This is a genomic window from Microcoleus sp. Z1_A1 (genome assembly GCF_036700305.1).
Lineage (GTDB): Bacteria > Cyanobacteriota > Cyanobacteriia > Cyanobacteriales > Microcoleaceae > Microcoleus.
In genome coordinates, this window is sequence record NZ_JAUBOR010000003.1 from 146,059 (window position 1) to 163,395 (window position 17,337).

Sequence of the window (17,337 nt, forward strand, 5' to 3'; positions counted from 1 at the left end):
TTAGATTTTAGAATTGACTCTGCACATGAATTGTGGGAGGGATTCAACTAAGCTCTCATATTAAATCCGGGTCAGAATTTTCCTGACCAGACTCAGCAGTTTAAACCGCCCAGCAATAATTTTAGATTTTAGATTTTAGATTTTAGATTTTAGAATTGACTCTGCACATGAATTGTGGGAGGGATTCAACTAAGCTCTCATATTAAATCCGGGTCAGAAATTTCCTTATCAGACTCAGCGGTTGAAACCGCCCAGCAATAATTTTAGATTTTAGATTTTAGATTTTAGATTTTAGATTTGACTCCACAGATGAATTGGGGGAGGGATTCAACTCAGGTCTAATATTAAATCCGGATCAGAAATTTCCTTATCAGACTCAGCGGTTGAAACCGCAAATACACAAACTTTCGTCTCCTCCAAGCCGATTAAAAAATCAAGGGGGGACTACAGCCGGATTTGGTTTACACTTTTACGTGTAGCCGGTAGAACTGATTTTTTGGGTTTAGGAATGAGAATTAAATAACTTCCACAAGATTGTGGGATGGGCGTCCCACAATAACAATTAAAATTGTAAGTTATTTAATTCGCGATCCTTAGTCGTAAATTTTATTCCCGATCGCCAAACTTGCCGATCGAGTTTCATTTTTCTGTTTTCATTTTTTTTCTACTGTGCCGAATTCCGGCTGGCGACGGCAAAAAGCCCGATCGAACCCAGCTAAATACTTAAATCATTTTATACCACCGATCGGCTCAGTACAAATATCGGCTTTGCTTCCAACAGCCGCTGCTTTATCCGTTACGAAGCCTTTGACGTATCGCTGACACTCGATGCTTGGGTGGCGGACTCGGCCGATCGGTATCCGTAGAAATCTATCCGGTAGTCTACTATTTTGACACCCGTTTGCTCTTGAATTTGCTCGATCAAGTCGATCGGCAATTCCACATGAACGTCGAGAATCTGAGCCGTATCAAGACAATTGACATGAGAGTGAGAATCGCTGACATTGCCGTACAAGCGTCCCTCCGAGCGTTCTATGCACTCAATAATCCCTGCTTTCGACAAAGCTTCTAGATTTTGATAAACAGAAGTATGCCCGATCGAATGAGCTTGTTTGTTGAGGCGATCGTAGATTTCGCGAGCAGAGAGGTGTTCTTTTGCCTCCCACAAAAGTTCTAGAATAAATCGACGCTGGCGGCTCAAGCGCATTCCCATCGCCTGACAGCGGTTTAAAGCATCTTCTAATGAACTAATTGGTTTCACAGCTACCGCCTTATAAAGCCTGCTCGATTTTTAATTCTGGTACAATATTGCACGCCGATATATTCACTAATTCTAACGCAGGGTTGCCCAACAGTAGAAGGTAGAGGGCAAAAATCTCGAATGAGTGAATTTTTTCGAGTTGCTGCTCAACTCTATCTTCTACTGCCACACATCCTAGTTCGAGGATTTGATGGCGTTAACCAGTAACTTGGCGATTTCCGAAAGTTGCTTTTTGTTGAAAGTTTTGAGCAAAAGCTTGACTACCGCCTTCGGTTCGGCGGGAAGTGCGACTTGCTTCGACGCGGAGGCTGGGGCTGCTGGGGCTGCTGGGGCTGCTGGGGCTGCTGGGGCTGGTTTTGGGCTTGCTGCCAAAAGTAGCAAATTTTTACTCGGAACGATCGTCTTAACTTTCCCCACTTGTACTAAATCGCCAGCTTCCTTGAGTTCTTTGATAATCAACGGAGCTAAGACTTTATAAGAGTTTTTGGGATTAACGATCGCTGCTCTAGCTGTTTTTACTAAATTTTGCCAAGTCTCTATTTTACCTCCCAACTTATAGAGGCGAACGCACACAGCCGTCAACTCAGAGCGACTAGCAGCCGATTCTTTCTGCTTGAACACCTGCAACATTTCTTTGAGTAAAGTCATCACTTCAACAGCAAAATTTGGCGGCACAGCGCCCGCTGTTGGAGCGGCGGGCGTACCAGACCCAGCAGCAACCACCTGCACTTTACCCGACGCCAATTTATCGAGGTGAGTTTCGAGTTGAGCAAAAACAGGCATCACCTGCTGCACGAGTTTTTCTCCCTCCTCATTCCTCAAGCCGAAAGGCCCCTCCAGTCGCCCCAGCAAGTCCTTAAGCGTATCAACTCCCTTTAAAAATAGGGATTCTGCCGTTTGGTCAACCTGCTTAACTGGCCCGTCCTTGAGCACCTTAAAACAATCTTCCAAGCGGTGAGCGGTTGTTTTAATACTATCTAAGCCAAGCATAGCCGCCCCTCCTTTTACCGAATGGGCAGCTCGAAACATCTCTTGGACGCTTTCGGGGTCTTTCATCGTGGACTTCAAATCCACTAAACCATTTTCTAGAGTATCGAGGTGCTCCTTAGCCTCCTCTATAAACAAACGCATTATTCGGTCTTGCTGATCTGACACGACAGTCCTCCTAACAATCTGTGCACCCTCCAGAAAGCACCCTCTTCGCGGGAGAAAACACGACTCCTGCCAAAAGTCGGAAGCTCCCATGCAAAACATTCTAGCCTGCCTCAGCTAGCAGACTCAAAATACGGGTGTGAGGGCAATCTTAGCTCTCAAACTGCTGCGGTGGAGATTGAGCCTAGAGTTCTGAGGGAGTATCTGGAGCGACTTCAATACCCATTCCTTGTTTCATCATCTGCTGAGTCGTAATCAAGTCGTTTAACTCCTTGACTTCGACGCCGATGTCTTGGCAAGCCTGTTTCAGTTCCCGCTCGAAGGTGTTGAGGTCGCTTCCGTAGCCGCAGAGCTTCGCGGCTGTGGCGATTCCTTGTTGGGCGTTAGCTTTGGCGCAGTCGATCAATTCAATGCCTTTGAGGGGTTGGGAGGATGCCATAATTTCAAGCCACAATTTATCTTTTCTCCCACTGTACCTAGAACGTTGAGGTCGATCGATCTATCGAAAGGCATGAAAAATCCTGCCTGTGCTCAGTGTTGCCCATTCATAGCTATTTGTCTGGGAGTTCCGGGCCAGATAGCAGTAGTTGGGATTTTCTAACCCCCATATTCGGAGCTGAAACCATGTTTTTGCGTAAGTCTTTATGTTTATTGACAAAACGAAGTCATAACGAGTATGATTTAACCATAAGCAAAAAAGAGAGCCGCCATGAGGATAGAAGAAATTCCCCTCAACCAGATTCGCCGCCCCCTGCCGCGAGTCAACGACCAAACCAAAGTCGCCGCCCTTATGGAATCCATCCGCGAGGTAGGTTTAAACGAACCCATCGACGTGCTAGAAGTAGATGGTCAGTATTACGGATTTTCCGGTTGCCATCGGTACGAAGCTTGCCAGCGTCTCGGTTTAGAAACTATCCGCTGTAATGTACGCCGAGCTCCCCGTACCGTGTTGCAGATGCACTTAGCCTGAGCCTCTCAACAGAAATTCATGACAGGCAAATATTCGATCGCCCAAAGCTTTCTAATATATTCGATCGACAATCACTAATAACAAGCTAAAAACCTATGACTACCAACAACCACAAACAACATCTTTACCCCACCCGCATCGATATGTCAGCCGCCACCCGCTCTCAAGTAGTCGGGCTGCTCAACGCAACGCTAGCAACGACTCTGGACTTAAAAACTCAAGTCAAGCAAGCTCACTGGAACGTCAAAGGCATGGACTTCTATCAGTTGCACTTGCTATTTGACGAAATGGCAACAGAACTCGAAGAATACGTTGATACGGTTGCAGAACGAGTCACAGCTTTGGGCGGTTTGGCTGTAGGAACAGCCCGCACAGCCGCTGCTGATTCGATTTTGCCAGAATTTCCTTTCGACATTTTAGACGGGAAAGAATATGTGACGGCTTTAGCCGATCGCTACGCACCCTACGCCCAACACCTGCGAGTCGCCATCGACAAAGCAGACGAACTCGGCGATGCCGATACAGCGGATTTGTACACCGAAATTTCGCGGACAATTGACAAGCGTTTGTGGTTCCTAGAAGCGCATTTGCAAGGTTCTGCGACAACTGCAACAGCTGCCGCTGCAAAAGTTGCCGTCAAATAGCACACTTTCAATAATTGAACTTGCATCTTCATAAATCGCCAAACTCTTGTGGGGCGGGCTGTTGGGCCCGCCCCACAGATGTATTTCCTTAAGGCTCCTGACAGCTTAGGATCGAGAATATGTCCATTTAGTGAACAAACCTGACGGTCAACTGAGTACAGTTAGACCGCAGGCTTCTTGTTCCTTTTTTTCAAAGGCTTTTTATAGTGAGGTAGTTCCACCTCCACTTGCTAATATAGTATCAGAGTATTTCCAGAGCATCTTGGGGTATAAAAGAATAATTGTCGGTTTCGGTACCGAAACCCGACGAGCCTTTCATCCCAAGGAGTAATTCCCAACGGGGTACGGGGCCGAGTGCTCAGATTAATCCCCTCTAAATATACCGAGGGACTTCCCGGCTAATAGTTAATTTGGATGAGTTTTTCGTGACTGCCAATATTCCAGATTATGCTCTTCAACTGCAACGCCTGATGGAACAGGCGGGGCTTTCGAGCGATCGAGAACTCAGCCAAAAAGCAGGAGTTTCCGAGATCCAGCTAAGTCGCCTGCGTCGCGGTTTAGCCCTGCAAACCAGAGCCGACATCCTGCTCAAAATTAGTCAAGCTTTGCAAATTTCCTTAACCGAACTGCTCGCAACCTTGACGCCAAACTATGTAGAGTTAGAACAGGCACCACCGACAGCCCTAGAACAAGAATATCAGCGCCTGCAAGCTTCGATCGAACAGCAGCGAGAATCTTTGATGCAGGAATTCCAGCTATCTAGCCTGCAAATTTTAGAATCTTGGATGTTGCAGTGGCCGACTGCTGCGAGCAAAGCTCAGGAAAATCACAACTTGCGGGCTCAGAAACTACTACCCTTGCTGCGGCCAGTCGAGCAGTTATTAGAGCATTGGGGAGTGGAGTCGATCGCCCCAGTCGGAGCCGAGATTCCCTACAACCCCCAACAGCACCAGCTAATGGAAGGAACAGCCGAACCCGGAGAACCCGTCACAGTCCGCTACACAGGCTACAGACAAGGTGAAAAACTGCTCTACCGCGCCAAAGTTAGCCGAGTTTGATTAATACCAGAAGGGCCTTCGGCAGAACAAAGATTGTCCCTCTCTCAAAATTCACTCCCGGCGAAGCACGGCCACTGCGATCGACCTTACGATCCGCGACGAGCACCATCTATTGCCCTCAAAACTATTCTCCCGCTCTCAGGCTCTGGCGCTTTCCCCCTCTCTTATTTGGATCGGAGTCCATCTCGCAGCTATACTAGCGTAGTCTGGCTAGTAATTCTGATATTCCCACCGCAAAATATGAGTCCTGTAGTTAAAATTATTCAGCCCTCTGGCATTTTAGACGGCACCAAGGCAAGTCAATTCCGCCAAGAGATTAGCGACCTAGTGGAAGCGGGAGCCGATGTGGTATTGATAGACTTCACTGATGTGACATTTATGGATAGTTCTGGTTTGGGCGCTTTAGTATTGGCGCTCAAAACAGTCCGGGCCGCTGGGAGTCAATTAGTTGTCTGTTCTATCAACGAGCAAATCCGCATTTTATTTGAACTCACCAGCATGGATCGAGTTTTCGAGATATTTCAGACCCGCGATGCTTTTAATAGCAAAATTCTCTCAACTAACTAAATCTTTGGGCTGCTGTCTTCTTGCTATTTGGTCGCAGATGCACTGCAAGAAGTCAGCTAGCCAAAGTTTACCTTGAGTAAAGACCAATCATCATCAAAAACTGCTTTAGCGTTCAACTTTTGAATGTAGTTCAAAACCAGCTCTAACTGGTCGGCACTTGCACCGTTGTAAGCTGCTAACAAATCTACGAAAGGGTCAAGCCCCCAGATATTGCCGTCAGGTTGGTGGATCTCGTATACCCCGTCGCTAAAGATGTAGAGAGTGCTCAAATCCTCGACATCGCAGCAATTATCGACATAGGGGGCGTCAGGGAACATCCCGACGGGCATTCCGGGGGTTTTTAATCGCTGGATTTTAGCGGTGCTCGCAGGGGACTGGGAAATTAACACTGCCGGTGGATGGCCGGCGCTGGCATAAACTAGCTGGCGAGAAATGCGGTTGTAAACGCCGTACCAGATGGTGAAATACTTGTCATTTTGGTAGCTCATCTGGAAGGTGGTGTTCAGGGCGCGCAACACGTCGCTGGGTTTGTAGTAGTCTATGTTGGGGAGCGTGCGCGATCGCAGCAAATTCAGCACGGCCACCGAAGGCAGCGCCGCCCGCAAACCGTGACCGGCTACGTCGAGCAAGTAAATCGCCAAATAATCGGCATCTAGCCAGTTGTAGTCAAAGCAATCTCCCCCCAACTGCCGGGAGGGAATGAATTTTGCTTCGATGCTGAAAGGTTCCGTCATCGGATCTGGCAGCAGCGATTGCACGTACTCGGCGGCTTCGGCTAACTCTGCTTCCAGATTTTGCTTGGCTATTTTCAAATCTCGGCTGAGTTGGTGCAGCCTCAATCCGGCGCGTACTCTCGCCTGTAATTCGTTGAGTTCGATCGGCTTGGAGATAAAATCGTCGGCACCGGCGTCGAGGCCTTTGACTCGATCGGCGATCGAACCCAAAGAAGTCAACAAAAAGAATTGTGTAGTTGACAGATCCGGATCTGCCTTGACTCGACGGCAGACATCGATGCCGGTCAAGCGCGGCATGATCCAATCGCAAATTATCAGGGCCGGACGCAATTTTTGCGCCTGGGCTACACCGTCTTCGCCATTGCTTGCTACTGTTACTTCGTAACCCTGTTTTTTCAGGGTTCTTCTCAGCAGTTCTTGAACAGCCGTATCATCGTCAATAACCAGAATTTGAAACATGGGCACTTAGGTACTACAAGTTTTTCAAGGTCTGGGGGTCATTTAAAATATATCCTGTCAGCGCCCTTGTCTGAGATTGAGTATAGTTGATTGACATCGCTTTCGAGGTAATTGCTTTTGAGGGCGGGTCGTTGAGTTCAATTTACGTTAAAATTTGATAGAAATTTGGCGCGATCGAACTTCACTCAGTTTATACTCAGAATATAAATTTTTATAGACTTTTATTTGCCACAGGCGATGGTTGACATGGAAGTGCTATTTATGGTATAATGGCTAACCGATTAGTGGATTAAACATCGATCGACGGCCCACCAAAGCTAGTATCCTCAAACAACCATTCAATTTGGCCGCCGTTATACTTTGTCTCGTGGTATTTTATCTGGTTGTATTTTGTCTCGTTGTATTTTGCCCACCGGCCGATGAAGAACTTGTGTGGTGAGCGTGATTGAATTAAAGGGTTCCGAAAAGTTGCCGATGCTAAAAAAAGCGGATCTTCAAGTCAATACAGGTCTGAATGGATTAAGCTGGGTTTTGTCGTGGTTTGCACAATTGTACGACTCGCGAATCCCTACAAGTGTGTGGATACGGTGTCAGTTGGCTTTGGCTGAGGGCTTTACGAATGCGGTGCGTCACGCCCACAAGGGCAAACCAGCGGATTTGCCTGTTGACATTCAGGTGGCTGTGTTCGCTGAATCTTTAGAGATTAAAATTTGGGACTCGGGCGATCCGTTTGATTTAGAGAAAAAAATCAAAGATATTTCGGAAAAAGTCGATATTCACTCTCCGGGCGGGCGGGGTCTAAAATTGATTAAAGACATCGCAGACACTATTAGTTACGAGAGAACGGCTGATGGACGGAACTGTTTGTCGATCGTCAAAAATTATTCGCCCTGTCTTAATGCCGAACGATGAAGCTGATATGTGGTTGGCAACTGCCGAAGGAACTTTCGGGTTAATAGCCTTTAGAAGCTTTTAAACGCGGGACGCAGGATTCAGCCACAGCAGAATTGTCCGTTTTAATTGATTTAATTCTCGATACACTTCTTGTTTTACCCACTGCCCGATCGCGTCGAACGGCGTAAAAATTTGACCCACAGGCCAGCTAACATCTTGCCCCAAGGGCGTTTGATGGTTGCCCGCTAGAGTCTGAACGGTAATCATGTCGGGAAATCGTGCTTTTAGCAGTTTGGTCAACAGCAGGGTTTGGTCGATGTTGTCGCCGTTAAATTTGACTAAAAGATTGCGCCGGATTTGATAGCTATTTTGGACGAGGCGATTAGTCTCTTGCGGGGAAGGGGTAAACTCGACATTAAAGACGGGGGAAATTTGCTCGACGATCGGGATTGCTTCGGATGCCGCATAATTGTTGAAAGAAATCAGAATATTGCCTGCCCTTTCTACGTCAAACACAGAACCGATCAGCAAGTGCAGTTTGCATCCCATGCTGTGTCCCATACCGTAAATGGGGAGATAGGAAGATTTGAGCAATTTAGTTGCCCGCAGGCGATCTAGGGCATTTTCAAATTTGTTGAGGACATCGCGGGCGATCGCAATATGATCCAAGGTATTGACAAACGGCGTTGCTACTACAACATATCCTTGGTTCCCCAAAGCCTCTAACAGCCAGCGATAAGTCAACTGCGGTGCTGTCGCTACAAATGCACCGCCGAGAAAATGTACGATCGCGATCGGTCTTGAAGGAATTAATACCCAATTGCCTGAAATTTCTTGCCAGTCCATAAATTCAATCTAATAATAAATAAAAAGGCGATCGTTCTCTGAAGGTAAAAGGCAGAATGTTGGATAAATTTTTGCTTTTATTTTCTGCATCAAAAAGGGGTTTGCTACCCATTTTTAAATTCCAAAAACTTTCTTTTTTACTTATACATTATTTATTCTAACTGTTGTGGGGGTAAATAGCACGGCTGGCGATCGCTGCTATTTTCGCCCTGTATAGGGTTGAAGCTGGCGGCCCAATAAATCAAGGCTGACATCGGCTGGCGGCTTTCAAAGATTTGTATATCGTGTCCTATCCCACGGCTGCAAGCCGCTGTAGCTGGTATTGCCGGTAATTGACCCGACAGGATATTAACAGTCAAATACGGCTCAAAACCCCTATATCGCGTATTAATCAGCCCCTGGGCGATCGGCTTCGATTCGGCTATACAACTATAACATCCTTTAGGACAGCCCCCCGATTTCAGACGATCGCTGGGGGTTTAATTCTGGCGAATGACCAATACCTTCTGCCGTTTGATGACTCAACTTTTCGTGAGTCTTCATCCATTTCCACTTGTTGACAGTAGCTTGAGGATTGAGCACTGTGGTAGCGATGCCGTAAACAATAGTCGGCAACACCTCCCGATTTAACCAACTTTGTCCCAGCTTTCTCATGTAGTGCAGTGCCAAAACTTCTCGAAATTTGTTCAGCCTTTGCAAAAGCGGCAAATTCTTAAAACATAACTCTTCGTACTCGTGGAGTGATAACTCTTTTTCTCCCCGCAAGCGCCGCAGTTGGTTTTCCTTGACACAATCAGAAGCTATGCGCTTTTTGAGCCAGTGCTTATCTGTGAGAGAGTTCCCTCTAATTCGATAATTTCCCAAAGGTTCTGTCGCCGCTAGCAAGCCATACTTTTGAGCAACTTTAGTAAATAATTCTGTATCTTCTCCTACCTCCCAATCTTCTGGAAACCCGCCTTCTTGGAGTAGAATAGAGCGATCGACTACAACAGAAGACGGGAAAACCCAAGGACTTTCGCCTGTCTCCTTAATCGCCTGCATTTCTGCTTTAGTTGTAGGATAGGTGGGAATATAACTCAACTTGTTGCCACGCTTGTCTAAATACCGCAAAGCGTGAGCGACAGCTTTGACTTCGGGATTGTCTGCGAGCATTTTCAGGCAAACTTCTAACTTATTGGGTTCCCAGGTATCGTCGCTGTCGATAAACGCTACATACTCGCCTGTGGCGCGATACATCATTAAATTTCTCGACTTAGAAACCCCGTAATTTTCGGGATTTCTGAAGTATTGAATTCTCGAATCTTGCTCTACCAGCTTAGCAGCAACTTTGTCAGTAGCGTCAGTAGAGCAGTCATCAACAATTAAAATTTCTAAATTCTTGTGGGTACCATTGAGTACGGAGGCAATTGTCTCGGCCAGAGTGTCGGCAGCATTGAATGCAGGAATGATGACGCTGACTTTTTGGCTGTTCATAACTTGCATTAAGGTGTGGTTTGGTAGTTATTCGCCGAAGTATAGTCTCGAAGCAGACACTCTGACTCCTTTACGTGCAAGTACCTGTAGTCAGGAAACTTGCCTACATACTGCCAATATAACAGGTTTACCACGTCAGTGTTATCTACCATAAGGAGGCAACAGCCCTTAGCAGGCGGAGTGCAGACTATGATTTGGCGGCCAATTTTTTTGACACAAAAGCCACGGGTGCGAGGGATTGAGGGATTTTTCTGGGGACTGGAGTTGTCCTAAATTCGATCGCATCTTTTTTTTTGTTAAATAGGACTTACCCAGAAAAACCCGGCATCACCCAAAATCATTGGTTTGAGAAGTATGCAGCTACACAAAAATTGGTTTCTGACTCAGTTCGATTTCTGTTAATAGCTAATCATATTTTTTCGACCGCCAAAACCGGGAATTTAGGAGTGTGAAACTTTACTACAGCAATCTTAAATCAGTTGTACAAATATGTAGGGGTAGTGCCAAGAATGCCTACCCCCAAGGATCGGGGCAACCGGGCGCGAGTTTTGGCCCTACAACACTTACACAATTCCTTGAGAATCGCTATACGAACCTAATTTAAAAACATCAGCAAAAATAGCATTTTCCTCCACCATTCTTCCCGCATCCGGCGAATCGTAAACCACTAACAGCGAATTCTGCCCTCCCAAATAGGGAAACAGGCTCAATCCCTCAGCATTGTCCGTACCCACCTTAAAAGGCAAGTCAAACAATACCTCCAAATCTCCCCCATCTTGCCCCGTAATACTGTCGCCCGATCGCCCTAAAATTCCCTTTAACCGAAAAACCCTCATCGCCCCAGATAAAGTCATCGTCGGCCCGGCTAAAACCATCAAATCTTCTCCATTCCAGCACAATTCTCGCACCCCCAAACCGTTCAAATCAACAAAATGTTTCTTGTACAATTTCTCTCCTTCCCCAATAGCCTTAAGCCTTAAAACTCCCGGTTCTGCCTCTTCAACTTCTATCTCTAAAATTATCGCCCAACCCCGCAGCACCGGCCCCCGCAAACCAAGAAAAATCCGATTTCCGCGCACCGCCAACCCTTCAATATCAAAGCCATTTTCTTTACTCGGAATCGGCACAGATAAATATAGACCGAGGTGGGTGTCATCTTTGAGCGCGTCTGTCAGCAAATTGCCTGTTTCTGTCCGCTGCAGGCATCCCACTGTCTGCTGAATTTCGGGATTGTCTGAATCGGGAATTGACTCGCACAAAATCCCGTCTTTCATAGGAATGCGCGCCAGTAAATAGCGGTTGACTTCTGTGACGATTTCTGCTAATCTTTCAATGTCTTTACCGGGGTCTTTGCCTTTAGCTTTCTTGCGTTTGGTGCTGTGAGAACCGACTACCCAAAGATAATCGTTGCTGAAATCAATTCCTTCAATATCGATTTCAGATTCTCCAGATAAATCTATAAAATCTGCGATCGCAAATTTTTGATGTTCTCCAAAAATATGAGGGGCGACAGGCGACAAACGCTCGATCGAAGTCGTTTCATCGGAACCCAGCCACAAATGGCCGTCTGGAGTTAAAGCAACAGCGGATAAGTCTGTAATGATATCCGCGGCTTCGCTGGTGAATTGCAGCAGCAGCCGACCGAGCAAAAAAGATTCTGGCATAATTATTAGCACTAAAACTATTGTTATGGTCAGTCATTATAGCTAAATATGCTTAAAATTGATATCTTGCCACAGGTGTAATAGCTATAGTAGTAGGGTGCGTCATAACGGGAGATATTTGGGAGAATTAATCAGGCATCAACTGACGCACGATGGGATTAGGAAGGTGCGTCAGATGTATAGCGGGAAGCTGCAGGCAGAGGTAATCAGAGCAAGGGTTTCAGGAATCGATACCGTCGTAACCGCCAAGGCGGTGGCTATAAATTTTCCCAGAATAAATTAGATATGAACTGAGGCAGCCTAGAAATTAAGTTAATTGTCGATGGCATCTCTTCGCCGCTGGCTGTAGCGTTTCAATTCATCAATTAAGTGAGTATCGTTAGAAGCTGTTCTCGCGCCCGCTTCCGCCGCCCACCGCTTCAAATCTTCAATTTGCGATCGCGCGATCGCAGCTAAAGGTACTGTATCCTCGATCGACCTTAAAATATCCTCGGTCATCAAATCCCGGCGCTGTCCGTTGACAAAAGTGCCAAAGGCTCGATACAATCCATCTATTACGACTTGTTCAATTTCTGCACCGCTAAAATTCTCAGCGCGTTTCGCCAAAACTCCCAAATCAAACTCGCGCAATCTAGTTGGCCGCAAACGCTGCAAATGCACTTTAAAGATATCTTGCCGTTCCGATTCTGAGGGCAAATTCAAAAAGAAAATTTCATCAAACCTGCCCTTTCTCAGCAACTCTGCCGGCAAAATCCGCACGTTATTTGCAGTTGCGACGATAAACACCGGACTGGTTTTTTCCTGCATCCAAGTAATCAAACTGCCGAATACCCGGCGCGAAGTTCCCGAATCGCCGTCGCTGCCGCTGATAATGTTGCCGAAGGCTTTATCTATTTCATCGATCCACAAAACGCAAGGTGCGATCGCCTCTGCTAATTGTATCATTTGCCTGACGCGACTTTCGCTTTCCCCGACCACGCCGCCAAACAATCTTCCAGTATCCAATCGCAACAGTGGCAAACGCCATTCTGAGGCTATTGTTTTCGCCGATAAAGATTTGCCCGTTCCTTGAATTCCTACTAACAAAACTCCTTTCGGATTCGGTATACCGTAGCGACGCGCTTCATCAGTAAAAGCATCTTGCCGCATCTTTACCCACTGTTTCAAATTCTCCAACCCGCCCACACTTTTTAGGGATTCTCTGGAGTTGAAAAACTCCAAAATTCCCGTTTGGCGAATTGCTTGTTGTTTTTCCTCCAAAACTCCGTCAATATCTGACTCGTTAATTTGCTGTTTGGCGGCCAAAGCTTTAGCCAAAACCCGCCCGATTCTAGCGCGACTCAAACCCTGACAAGCTTTAACCAATTGTTCCCTTGCTAAACCGCTAACTTGCAACTGTTGCGGTTTTTCCACAACGTGGGAAATTAAACTGTCGATTTCTTGGACGTTGGGCAAAGGAAAATCAATTACTGTGACTTCTTCTTTCAATTCCTCCGGCAATTCCAGGGTGTGAGAAGTAAGAACTATAGTTTTTTTGCTACGCTTCAATTCCCGCGTTAAATTCCGCAATTCCCGCACTACCGCCGCATTTTTTTCGGTGTAGGGATATTTCAAAATAGGGTGCAAATCCCGCAGTACAAATATGGTATATTCTTCAACAGCAGTTTTGCTGACGCGATCGAGCGCCGCCATTACCGAACCTTTCCCAGAACCGTTATCCTCCCAGCCCCGCACAAGATCCCAGAACAACACCCGGCGCGCGGGAGTTACTTGCAGCGCTACTTGGCCAATTACGGCTTCGACTGGTTCCTCCTCCGCGCCGACAATGTACAGCAGGGAATAGCGGGCGCGAATCATCAAATCTAGTCGTTTTACCAGTGCCTCGAAATGGTTATTTTTACTGCCCTTGACGACATCTAATTCTTTGGGGTTTGGGTAATTTTCTGTCATTTTATTGGATATCTTAAATATATATTCAACCTTATTAAATATTTTGTTTGCAGTTAGGACTTTAGTCCTTAAAAAGGATTTAACCGAACTAAAGGTTAGTAGTAAGGACTTTAGTCCTTAACAACTATTTAGCCGGACTAAAGTCCGTACTGCGAACGTTAAAATTATAACAGAATCGTGAGCCGTTGGCTACTTAGCAGCTTTTCGAGCTTGTTTCACCATTTCAATCAGAGTATGGTGAGCATCTTCGGCGTCTTTTAAAGTGCGATCGAAATTTACTCTGACGGGCACTGTTTCGTCGTTGACTTTAGCGGTTAAATCCATGCCGTTGGCATCAATAGCGAGCATTTGAGCTTCTGTCGCCTCCGGTTTGCCGCCAAATGCTTGAGCATATAGCACTACAGCACTAGCGTGGTCTTCGTTCATGTGAGTGCAGATGCGATCGCTAATCTCAGTGGAAAACTGTTCTGACATGGGGAGATTCCTCAGATGCAATATCGATCGATTGTACTGCGATCGGTACAAAGTTTTCAACCGCGATCAATTGCCTCAAGAGTTATGAGGGATAAATAACTAAATTCTATCCGCGTAAATCGGCGTTAATCTGCGGTTTTAAAAATGCCATCTTTCAACTATAATGATAAAATATTACTTTCTTAATAGTGCATAATCACATGAAAAAATCTAGCGCTTATATCGAACTACTCAAAACATTTCCGCCGCGACCCATAAGTGCTGAGGAGGAGTTAATGGCAACTCAAGAAGCAATCGACTCTTTGTTGGATAAAGGCGAACTGACTCCCGACGAACGCGACTATCTAAACGTACTTGGAACTCTCGTTTATGAATACTAGCAAACTTGAGAACCCATACCTGACATTTATGGGATAGAACTGTTAAAAGCTTTAATCGAAGAATTTGACCTGAGACAAAAAGACCTAGTTCCTATTTTTAAAACCGAGTCAATTGTCTCAGATATCCTCCATGAAAAGCGTAAACTTACAACTGAACACATACAAAAACTTGCAGAGTTTTTCAGTGTCTCGCCGGCTGTTTTCTTTCCAGTGCATCCAGTTAAAACAACTACTTGAATTGAGAAACATATTTTTGTTTGTAGTAAGGACTTTAGTCCAGAAACCCGGTTTTTACGATAACACGCATTGTCACCGAGAGATTCTCTAAAAACCCGGTTTCTTGAATCGGAGTGCCTAAATCCTGAGAATGCTTCCTTTTCATTGTTTCTTAAAGGCGAGACAGTTTATCATAATTAGCAACTAAATAGAATTTAAACAACCTGCCATGCTGTGGACACCCGGACAAATCCTCAAAACTCGCCCTTTCCGCATTGACACCATCCTGGGAATGGGGGGATTTGGCATGACTTACAAGGCCACACACTTGCAACTTAACTATCAAATTGTCCTCAAAACACCGAATCTGAGTTTGCAAAATGACCCGGAATACGCCAACTTTGTTCGCAGATTTATCCGCGAAGGGCAAATCTTAGCAAAATTTTGCCAAAACGCGCACCCTGGAATTGTCCGCATTAGCGATTTGTTTGAGGAAAAAGGCCTTCACTGTTTGGTAAGGGATTTAATCGTCGGTCAAAGTTTATTTGATACAGTACGGCAACGGGGGCGACTCCCTGATACAGAAGCAGTGGCAATTATCCGCCAAATTGGAGAAGCATTAAGTGATGTTCACCAAGCAGGAATTGTCCATCGAGATGCCCATCCGGGTAATATTATGTTGCGTCCCAACGGGCAAGCAGTGTTAATTGATTTTGGTCTGGCAAGTGAATTAATGCCAACTATTATTAGTAGCAGACATCCTCATAACCCTGCTTTTGCTCCTTGGGAACAGCATATCGAAGGTAGTGGCAAACCAACGGTTGATATTTATACTTTGGCTGCATCTTTATATTATGCGGTAACTGGAAAAGTACCAACAGCTTCCCTCAACCGGCATTTTAGAAATGAAGCATTGCCACCTGCGAAAGATTTTGGGGTGAAGGATTGGGTGAGTTTAGCAATAGAAAAAGGGATGGCATCCGAAGCAGAAAAGCGGCCGCAGTCGATGCAAGATTGGTTGAGTTATTTACGGGAACCGATTCCACAAACGATTGCCAGTGTTTCGGTACAGCTTAAATCGGCGCGGGGTGTTGACTATACTCGTCTCCGGGATTTATTGGCGGCGGGGAAGTGGAAAGAGGCGGATGGGGAAACACTCAAGGTGATGCTAAAAGCTGCTAGACGGGAGAAGGAAGGCTATTTTGATAAGGAATCGATCGAGAATTTTCCTTGCGATGATTTGCGGACGATCGACCAATTGTGGGTAAAATACAGTCAGGGTCGTTTTGGCTTTAGCGTCCAGAAAAAAATCTGGTTGGAAGTTGGCGGTAAAGTTGATTATGAGACTCAATGCAAGCTGGGCGATCGTGTCGGTTGGAGTAAAGGAGGACAGTGGTTGGACAAAAGTAACCTAACCTGGAATAAGCAAGCACCTGCAGGCCACCTCCCTGTGGGTGGTGGTGGGGGGGTTGGGTGGGTGGTTTGGTGTTCTTCTCTCGCATCAAGAGCTGTAAGCTGTAACCTATAGCGATTTCAGCCCTTTGTCAAGTCTTTTTTCTCGAACCTTTGTTTACGAAATTATCTGCTTTTAGTCATTTCAATATCTGTTACACCTTGATATCACTCTTCAAGCAATAGACTCGCGAAATTCGGGTCATAGCAATTGGCCAACACAGACTGTTTGGGGTTCAGAAACCTGGTTTTTTACGAAATATTTGGTTGTAGCCAGCAGATTCCGTAAAAACCCGGTTTATTTGGTCAGTGTGTAAGTCCTAAGCTGTTCTGCATTTAAATGGTATGTCAATAAATTTTAAAGTCTTGTAGGGTGGGCGTCCCGCCCGCCCTCAATCTACAATTTAAATGCGCGACAGCTTAATCTACTCTAAAGAGGATTTTATCGAACACTTCTTAGTCAAACAGTAACAACTATATCATTCCAAATCCGCAAGAGCTAATTTCAAGCAAGCACGAACCTCCTTCCAGTCACGTTCCGACAGATGACCAATTAGAACTAAGTTGGAAGATGGGGGTAGAGTGACAATAAAACTGCGAAAAACTGAAGCGACTCGTAAACCTGCTGCAGCCCAATCTTGGAGTATATAATCAGTTAAACCTAAAGCAGTGGTCTGTGTAGTAAGGAGTCCAGCTATTACATCGCGGCGGGTTGTGTTATAGATAACTGATGATAGAATTACAGCCGGACGACGTTTAATGCCAGTGACACCAGGAAAATCTACTGTCACCACATCACCAGGATTAAAAGACACTATTACATCTCCTCATTTTCAGAAAAAATGGTTGCCGCGTACTGCAAAGAAAATGCCGTCACATCGAGTTTATCTTCCTCAGTCCAAGTCTCGCTTTCATCGACAACCGACTGATTTTGCTGCACCAAATCGTTGAGAATAAGAGTTGCCAAGCGCAGTCTATCCTTTGGTGAAAGGGTAGACAGAACGCGATCGTAAACTTCTCGAACAGTAGTTAACATAGCAAATCCTCTTGCTTCTTATCTTGTGGAACACTTAGGACAGGTTGATTTGATTATAGCTCAAAAATTTAATAAAATTATGCTATAATTAAGTTCTAATTTTTAAC

At 45.6% G+C, this 17,337-nt stretch carries 20 protein-coding genes; 7 read left to right on the top strand and 13 right to left on the bottom strand.

Going from position 1 to position 17,337, the window contains the following annotated elements; all coding sequences use genetic code 11:
* Positions 1-796: 796 nt before the first annotated feature.
* From QT973_RS03020 to QT973_RS03035, 4 genes are all read right to left on the bottom strand, one after another.
* Entirely contained in the window at positions 797-1,261 is a 465-nt protein-coding gene (locus tag QT973_RS03020; protein WP_333056302.1) for a Fur family transcriptional regulator, read from the bottom strand.
* A 10-nt stretch (positions 1,262-1,271) separates the two neighbouring features.
* Positions 1,272-1,430, bottom strand: coding sequence for a hypothetical protein (locus QT973_RS03025; RefSeq protein ID WP_333056303.1), 159 nt, complete (start codon positions 1,428-1,430; stop codon positions 1,272-1,274).
* Positions 1,431-1,435: 5 nt separating this feature from the next.
* Positions 1,436-2,515, bottom strand: coding sequence for an Hpt domain-containing protein (locus tag QT973_RS03030; protein ID WP_333233529.1), 1,080 nt, complete (start codon positions 2,513-2,515; stop codon positions 1,436-1,438).
* A gap of 82 nt (positions 2,516-2,597) precedes the next feature.
* Positions 2,598-2,852, bottom strand: a complete 255-nt coding sequence (locus QT973_RS03035) for a hypothetical protein (RefSeq protein WP_333056305.1) — start codon at positions 2,850-2,852, stop codon at positions 2,598-2,600.
* 270 nt (positions 2,853-3,122) lie between these two features.
* Between QT973_RS03035 and QT973_RS03040 the strand changes: the two genes are divergently transcribed.
* The 4 genes from QT973_RS03040 (at position 3,123) to QT973_RS03055 (ending at position 5,652) form a co-directional block, all read left to right on the top strand.
* The gene (locus QT973_RS03040; RefSeq protein ID WP_332985662.1) at positions 3,123-3,383 is read left to right on the top strand and encodes a sulfiredoxin; all 261 of its coding nucleotides are present in this window, start codon (positions 3,123-3,125) and stop codon (positions 3,381-3,383) included.
* 95 nt (positions 3,384-3,478) lie between these two features.
* Positions 3,479-4,027: a DNA starvation/stationary phase protection protein Dps gene (gene dps, locus QT973_RS03045; RefSeq protein WP_333056306.1), complete on the top strand. Its 549-nt coding sequence runs from the start codon at positions 3,479-3,481 to the stop codon at positions 4,025-4,027.
* A gap of 425 nt (positions 4,028-4,452) precedes the next feature.
* Entirely contained in the window at positions 4,453-5,085 is a 633-nt protein-coding gene (locus QT973_RS03050; RefSeq protein ID WP_333056307.1) for a helix-turn-helix domain-containing protein, read from the top strand.
* Between the two features lie 240 nt (positions 5,086-5,325).
* Positions 5,326-5,652 (top strand): STAS domain-containing protein, encoded by a 327-nt coding sequence (locus tag QT973_RS03055; RefSeq protein WP_041623653.1) that lies wholly within the window; start codon positions 5,326-5,328, stop codon positions 5,650-5,652.
* Positions 5,653-5,708: 56 nt separating this feature from the next.
* Here the strand turns inward: QT973_RS03055 and QT973_RS03060 are convergent, their stop codons facing one another.
* Positions 5,709-6,845: a SpoIIE family protein phosphatase gene (locus QT973_RS03060; RefSeq protein WP_333390566.1), complete on the bottom strand. Its 1,137-nt coding sequence runs from the start codon at positions 6,843-6,845 to the stop codon at positions 5,709-5,711.
* Positions 6,846-7,286: 441 nt separating this feature from the next.
* Here QT973_RS03060 and QT973_RS03065 point away from each other — a divergent pair, with 441 nt between their 5' ends.
* The gene (locus tag QT973_RS03065) at positions 7,287-7,757 is read left to right on the top strand and encodes an anti-sigma regulatory factor (RefSeq protein ID WP_333390569.1); all 471 of its coding nucleotides are present in this window, start codon (positions 7,287-7,289) and stop codon (positions 7,755-7,757) included.
* A gap of 60 nt (positions 7,758-7,817) precedes the next feature.
* Here the strand turns inward: QT973_RS03065 and QT973_RS03070 are convergent, their stop codons facing one another.
* From QT973_RS03070 to QT973_RS03095, 6 genes are all read right to left on the bottom strand, one after another.
* The gene (locus tag QT973_RS03070; RefSeq protein ID WP_333390572.1) at positions 7,818-8,585 is read right to left on the bottom strand and encodes a DUF1350 family protein; all 768 of its coding nucleotides are present in this window, start codon (positions 8,583-8,585) and stop codon (positions 7,818-7,820) included.
* A gap of 152 nt (positions 8,586-8,737) precedes the next feature.
* Positions 8,738-8,944: a hypothetical protein gene (locus tag QT973_RS03075; protein WP_333390575.1), complete on the bottom strand. Its 207-nt coding sequence runs from the start codon at positions 8,942-8,944 to the stop codon at positions 8,738-8,740.
* A gap of 82 nt (positions 8,945-9,026) precedes the next feature.
* Positions 9,027-10,058, bottom strand: coding sequence for a glycosyltransferase family 2 protein (locus QT973_RS03080; protein WP_333262294.1), 1,032 nt, complete (start codon positions 10,056-10,058; stop codon positions 9,027-9,029).
* Between the two features lie 563 nt (positions 10,059-10,621).
* The gene (locus QT973_RS03085; RefSeq protein ID WP_333262296.1) at positions 10,622-11,722 is read right to left on the bottom strand and encodes a DUF3616 domain-containing protein; all 1,101 of its coding nucleotides are present in this window, start codon (positions 11,720-11,722) and stop codon (positions 10,622-10,624) included.
* A 312-nt stretch (positions 11,723-12,034) separates the two neighbouring features.
* The gene (locus QT973_RS03090; RefSeq protein WP_333390578.1) at positions 12,035-13,672 is read right to left on the bottom strand and encodes an AAA family ATPase; all 1,638 of its coding nucleotides are present in this window, start codon (positions 13,670-13,672) and stop codon (positions 12,035-12,037) included.
* Positions 13,673-13,861: 189 nt separating this feature from the next.
* Positions 13,862-14,146 (bottom strand): DUF2470 domain-containing protein, encoded by a 285-nt coding sequence (locus QT973_RS03095; RefSeq protein ID WP_333390580.1) that lies wholly within the window; start codon positions 14,144-14,146, stop codon positions 13,862-13,864.
* Between the two features lie 200 nt (positions 14,147-14,346).
* On the opposite strand from QT973_RS03095, the gene QT973_RS03100 reads away from it, so the two are divergent.
* Together QT973_RS03100 and QT973_RS03105 are read left to right on the top strand one after the other, a co-directional pair.
* Entirely contained in the window at positions 14,347-14,526 is a 180-nt protein-coding gene (locus QT973_RS03100) for a transcriptional regulator (protein ID WP_333233521.1), read from the top strand.
* Positions 14,527-14,971: 445 nt separating this feature from the next.
* Positions 14,972-16,270 (top strand): serine/threonine-protein kinase, encoded by a 1,299-nt coding sequence (locus tag QT973_RS03105; RefSeq protein WP_333390583.1) that lies wholly within the window; start codon positions 14,972-14,974, stop codon positions 16,268-16,270.
* A gap of 403 nt (positions 16,271-16,673) precedes the next feature.
* On the opposite strand, the gene QT973_RS03110 is transcribed toward QT973_RS03105, so the two are convergent.
* Positions 16,674-17,009: a type II toxin-antitoxin system PemK/MazF family toxin gene (locus QT973_RS03110; protein WP_333339704.1), complete on the bottom strand. Its 336-nt coding sequence runs from the start codon at positions 17,007-17,009 to the stop codon at positions 16,674-16,676.
* 2 nt (positions 17,010-17,011) lie between these two features.
* Positions 17,012-17,230 carry a hypothetical protein gene (locus QT973_RS03115; protein WP_333211414.1) on the bottom strand — a complete coding sequence of 73 codons (219 nt, stop codon included), beginning with the start codon at positions 17,228-17,230 and terminating at the stop codon, positions 17,012-17,014.
* Between the last annotated feature and the right edge of the window lie 107 nt (positions 17,231-17,337).

What these genes read in the sequence shown, in the direction of transcription:
- QT973_RS03040 (WP_332985662.1), top strand. Translation starts at nt 3,123, where the DNA reads ATGAGGATAGAAGAAATTCCCCTCAACCAGATTCGCCGCCCCCTGCCG.
- QT973_RS03035 (WP_333056305.1), bottom strand. Translation starts at nt 2,852, where the DNA reads ATGGCATCCTCCCAACCCCTCAAAGGCATTGAATTGATCGACTGCGCC.
- QT973_RS03095 (WP_333390580.1), bottom strand. Translation starts at nt 14,146, where the DNA reads ATGTCAGAACAGTTTTCCACTGAGATTAGCGATCGCATCTGCACTCAC.
- QT973_RS03070 (WP_333390572.1), bottom strand. Translation starts at nt 8,585, where the DNA reads ATGGACTGGCAAGAAATTTCAGGCAATTGGGTATTAATTCCTTCAAGA.
- QT973_RS03085 (WP_333262296.1), bottom strand. Translation starts at nt 11,722, where the DNA reads ATGCCAGAATCTTTTTTGCTCGGTCGGCTGCTGCTGCAATTCACCAGC.
- QT973_RS03090 (WP_333390578.1), bottom strand. Translation starts at nt 13,672, where the DNA reads ATGACAGAAAATTACCCAAACCCCAAAGAATTAGATGTCGTCAAGGGC.
- QT973_RS03030 (WP_333233529.1), bottom strand. Translation starts at nt 2,515, where the DNA reads ATGTTTTGCATGGGAGCTTCCGACTTTTGGCAGGAGTCGTGTTTTCTC.
- QT973_RS03080 (WP_333262294.1), bottom strand. Translation starts at nt 10,058, where the DNA reads ATGAACAGCCAAAAAGTCAGCGTCATCATTCCTGCATTCAATGCTGCC.
- QT973_RS03115 (WP_333211414.1), bottom strand. Translation starts at nt 17,230, where the DNA reads ATGTTAACTACTGTTCGAGAAGTTTACGATCGCGTTCTGTCTACCCTT.
- QT973_RS03100 (WP_333233521.1), top strand. Translation starts at nt 14,347, where the DNA reads ATGAAAAAATCTAGCGCTTATATCGAACTACTCAAAACATTTCCGCCG.
- QT973_RS03055 (WP_041623653.1), top strand. Translation starts at nt 5,326, where the DNA reads ATGAGTCCTGTAGTTAAAATTATTCAGCCCTCTGGCATTTTAGACGGC.
- QT973_RS03060 (WP_333390566.1), bottom strand. Translation starts at nt 6,845, where the DNA reads ATGTTTCAAATTCTGGTTATTGACGATGATACGGCTGTTCAAGAACTG.
- QT973_RS03105 (WP_333390583.1), top strand. Translation starts at nt 14,972, where the DNA reads ATGCTGTGGACACCCGGACAAATCCTCAAAACTCGCCCTTTCCGCATT.
- dps (WP_333056306.1), top strand. Translation starts at nt 3,479, where the DNA reads ATGACTACCAACAACCACAAACAACATCTTTACCCCACCCGCATCGAT.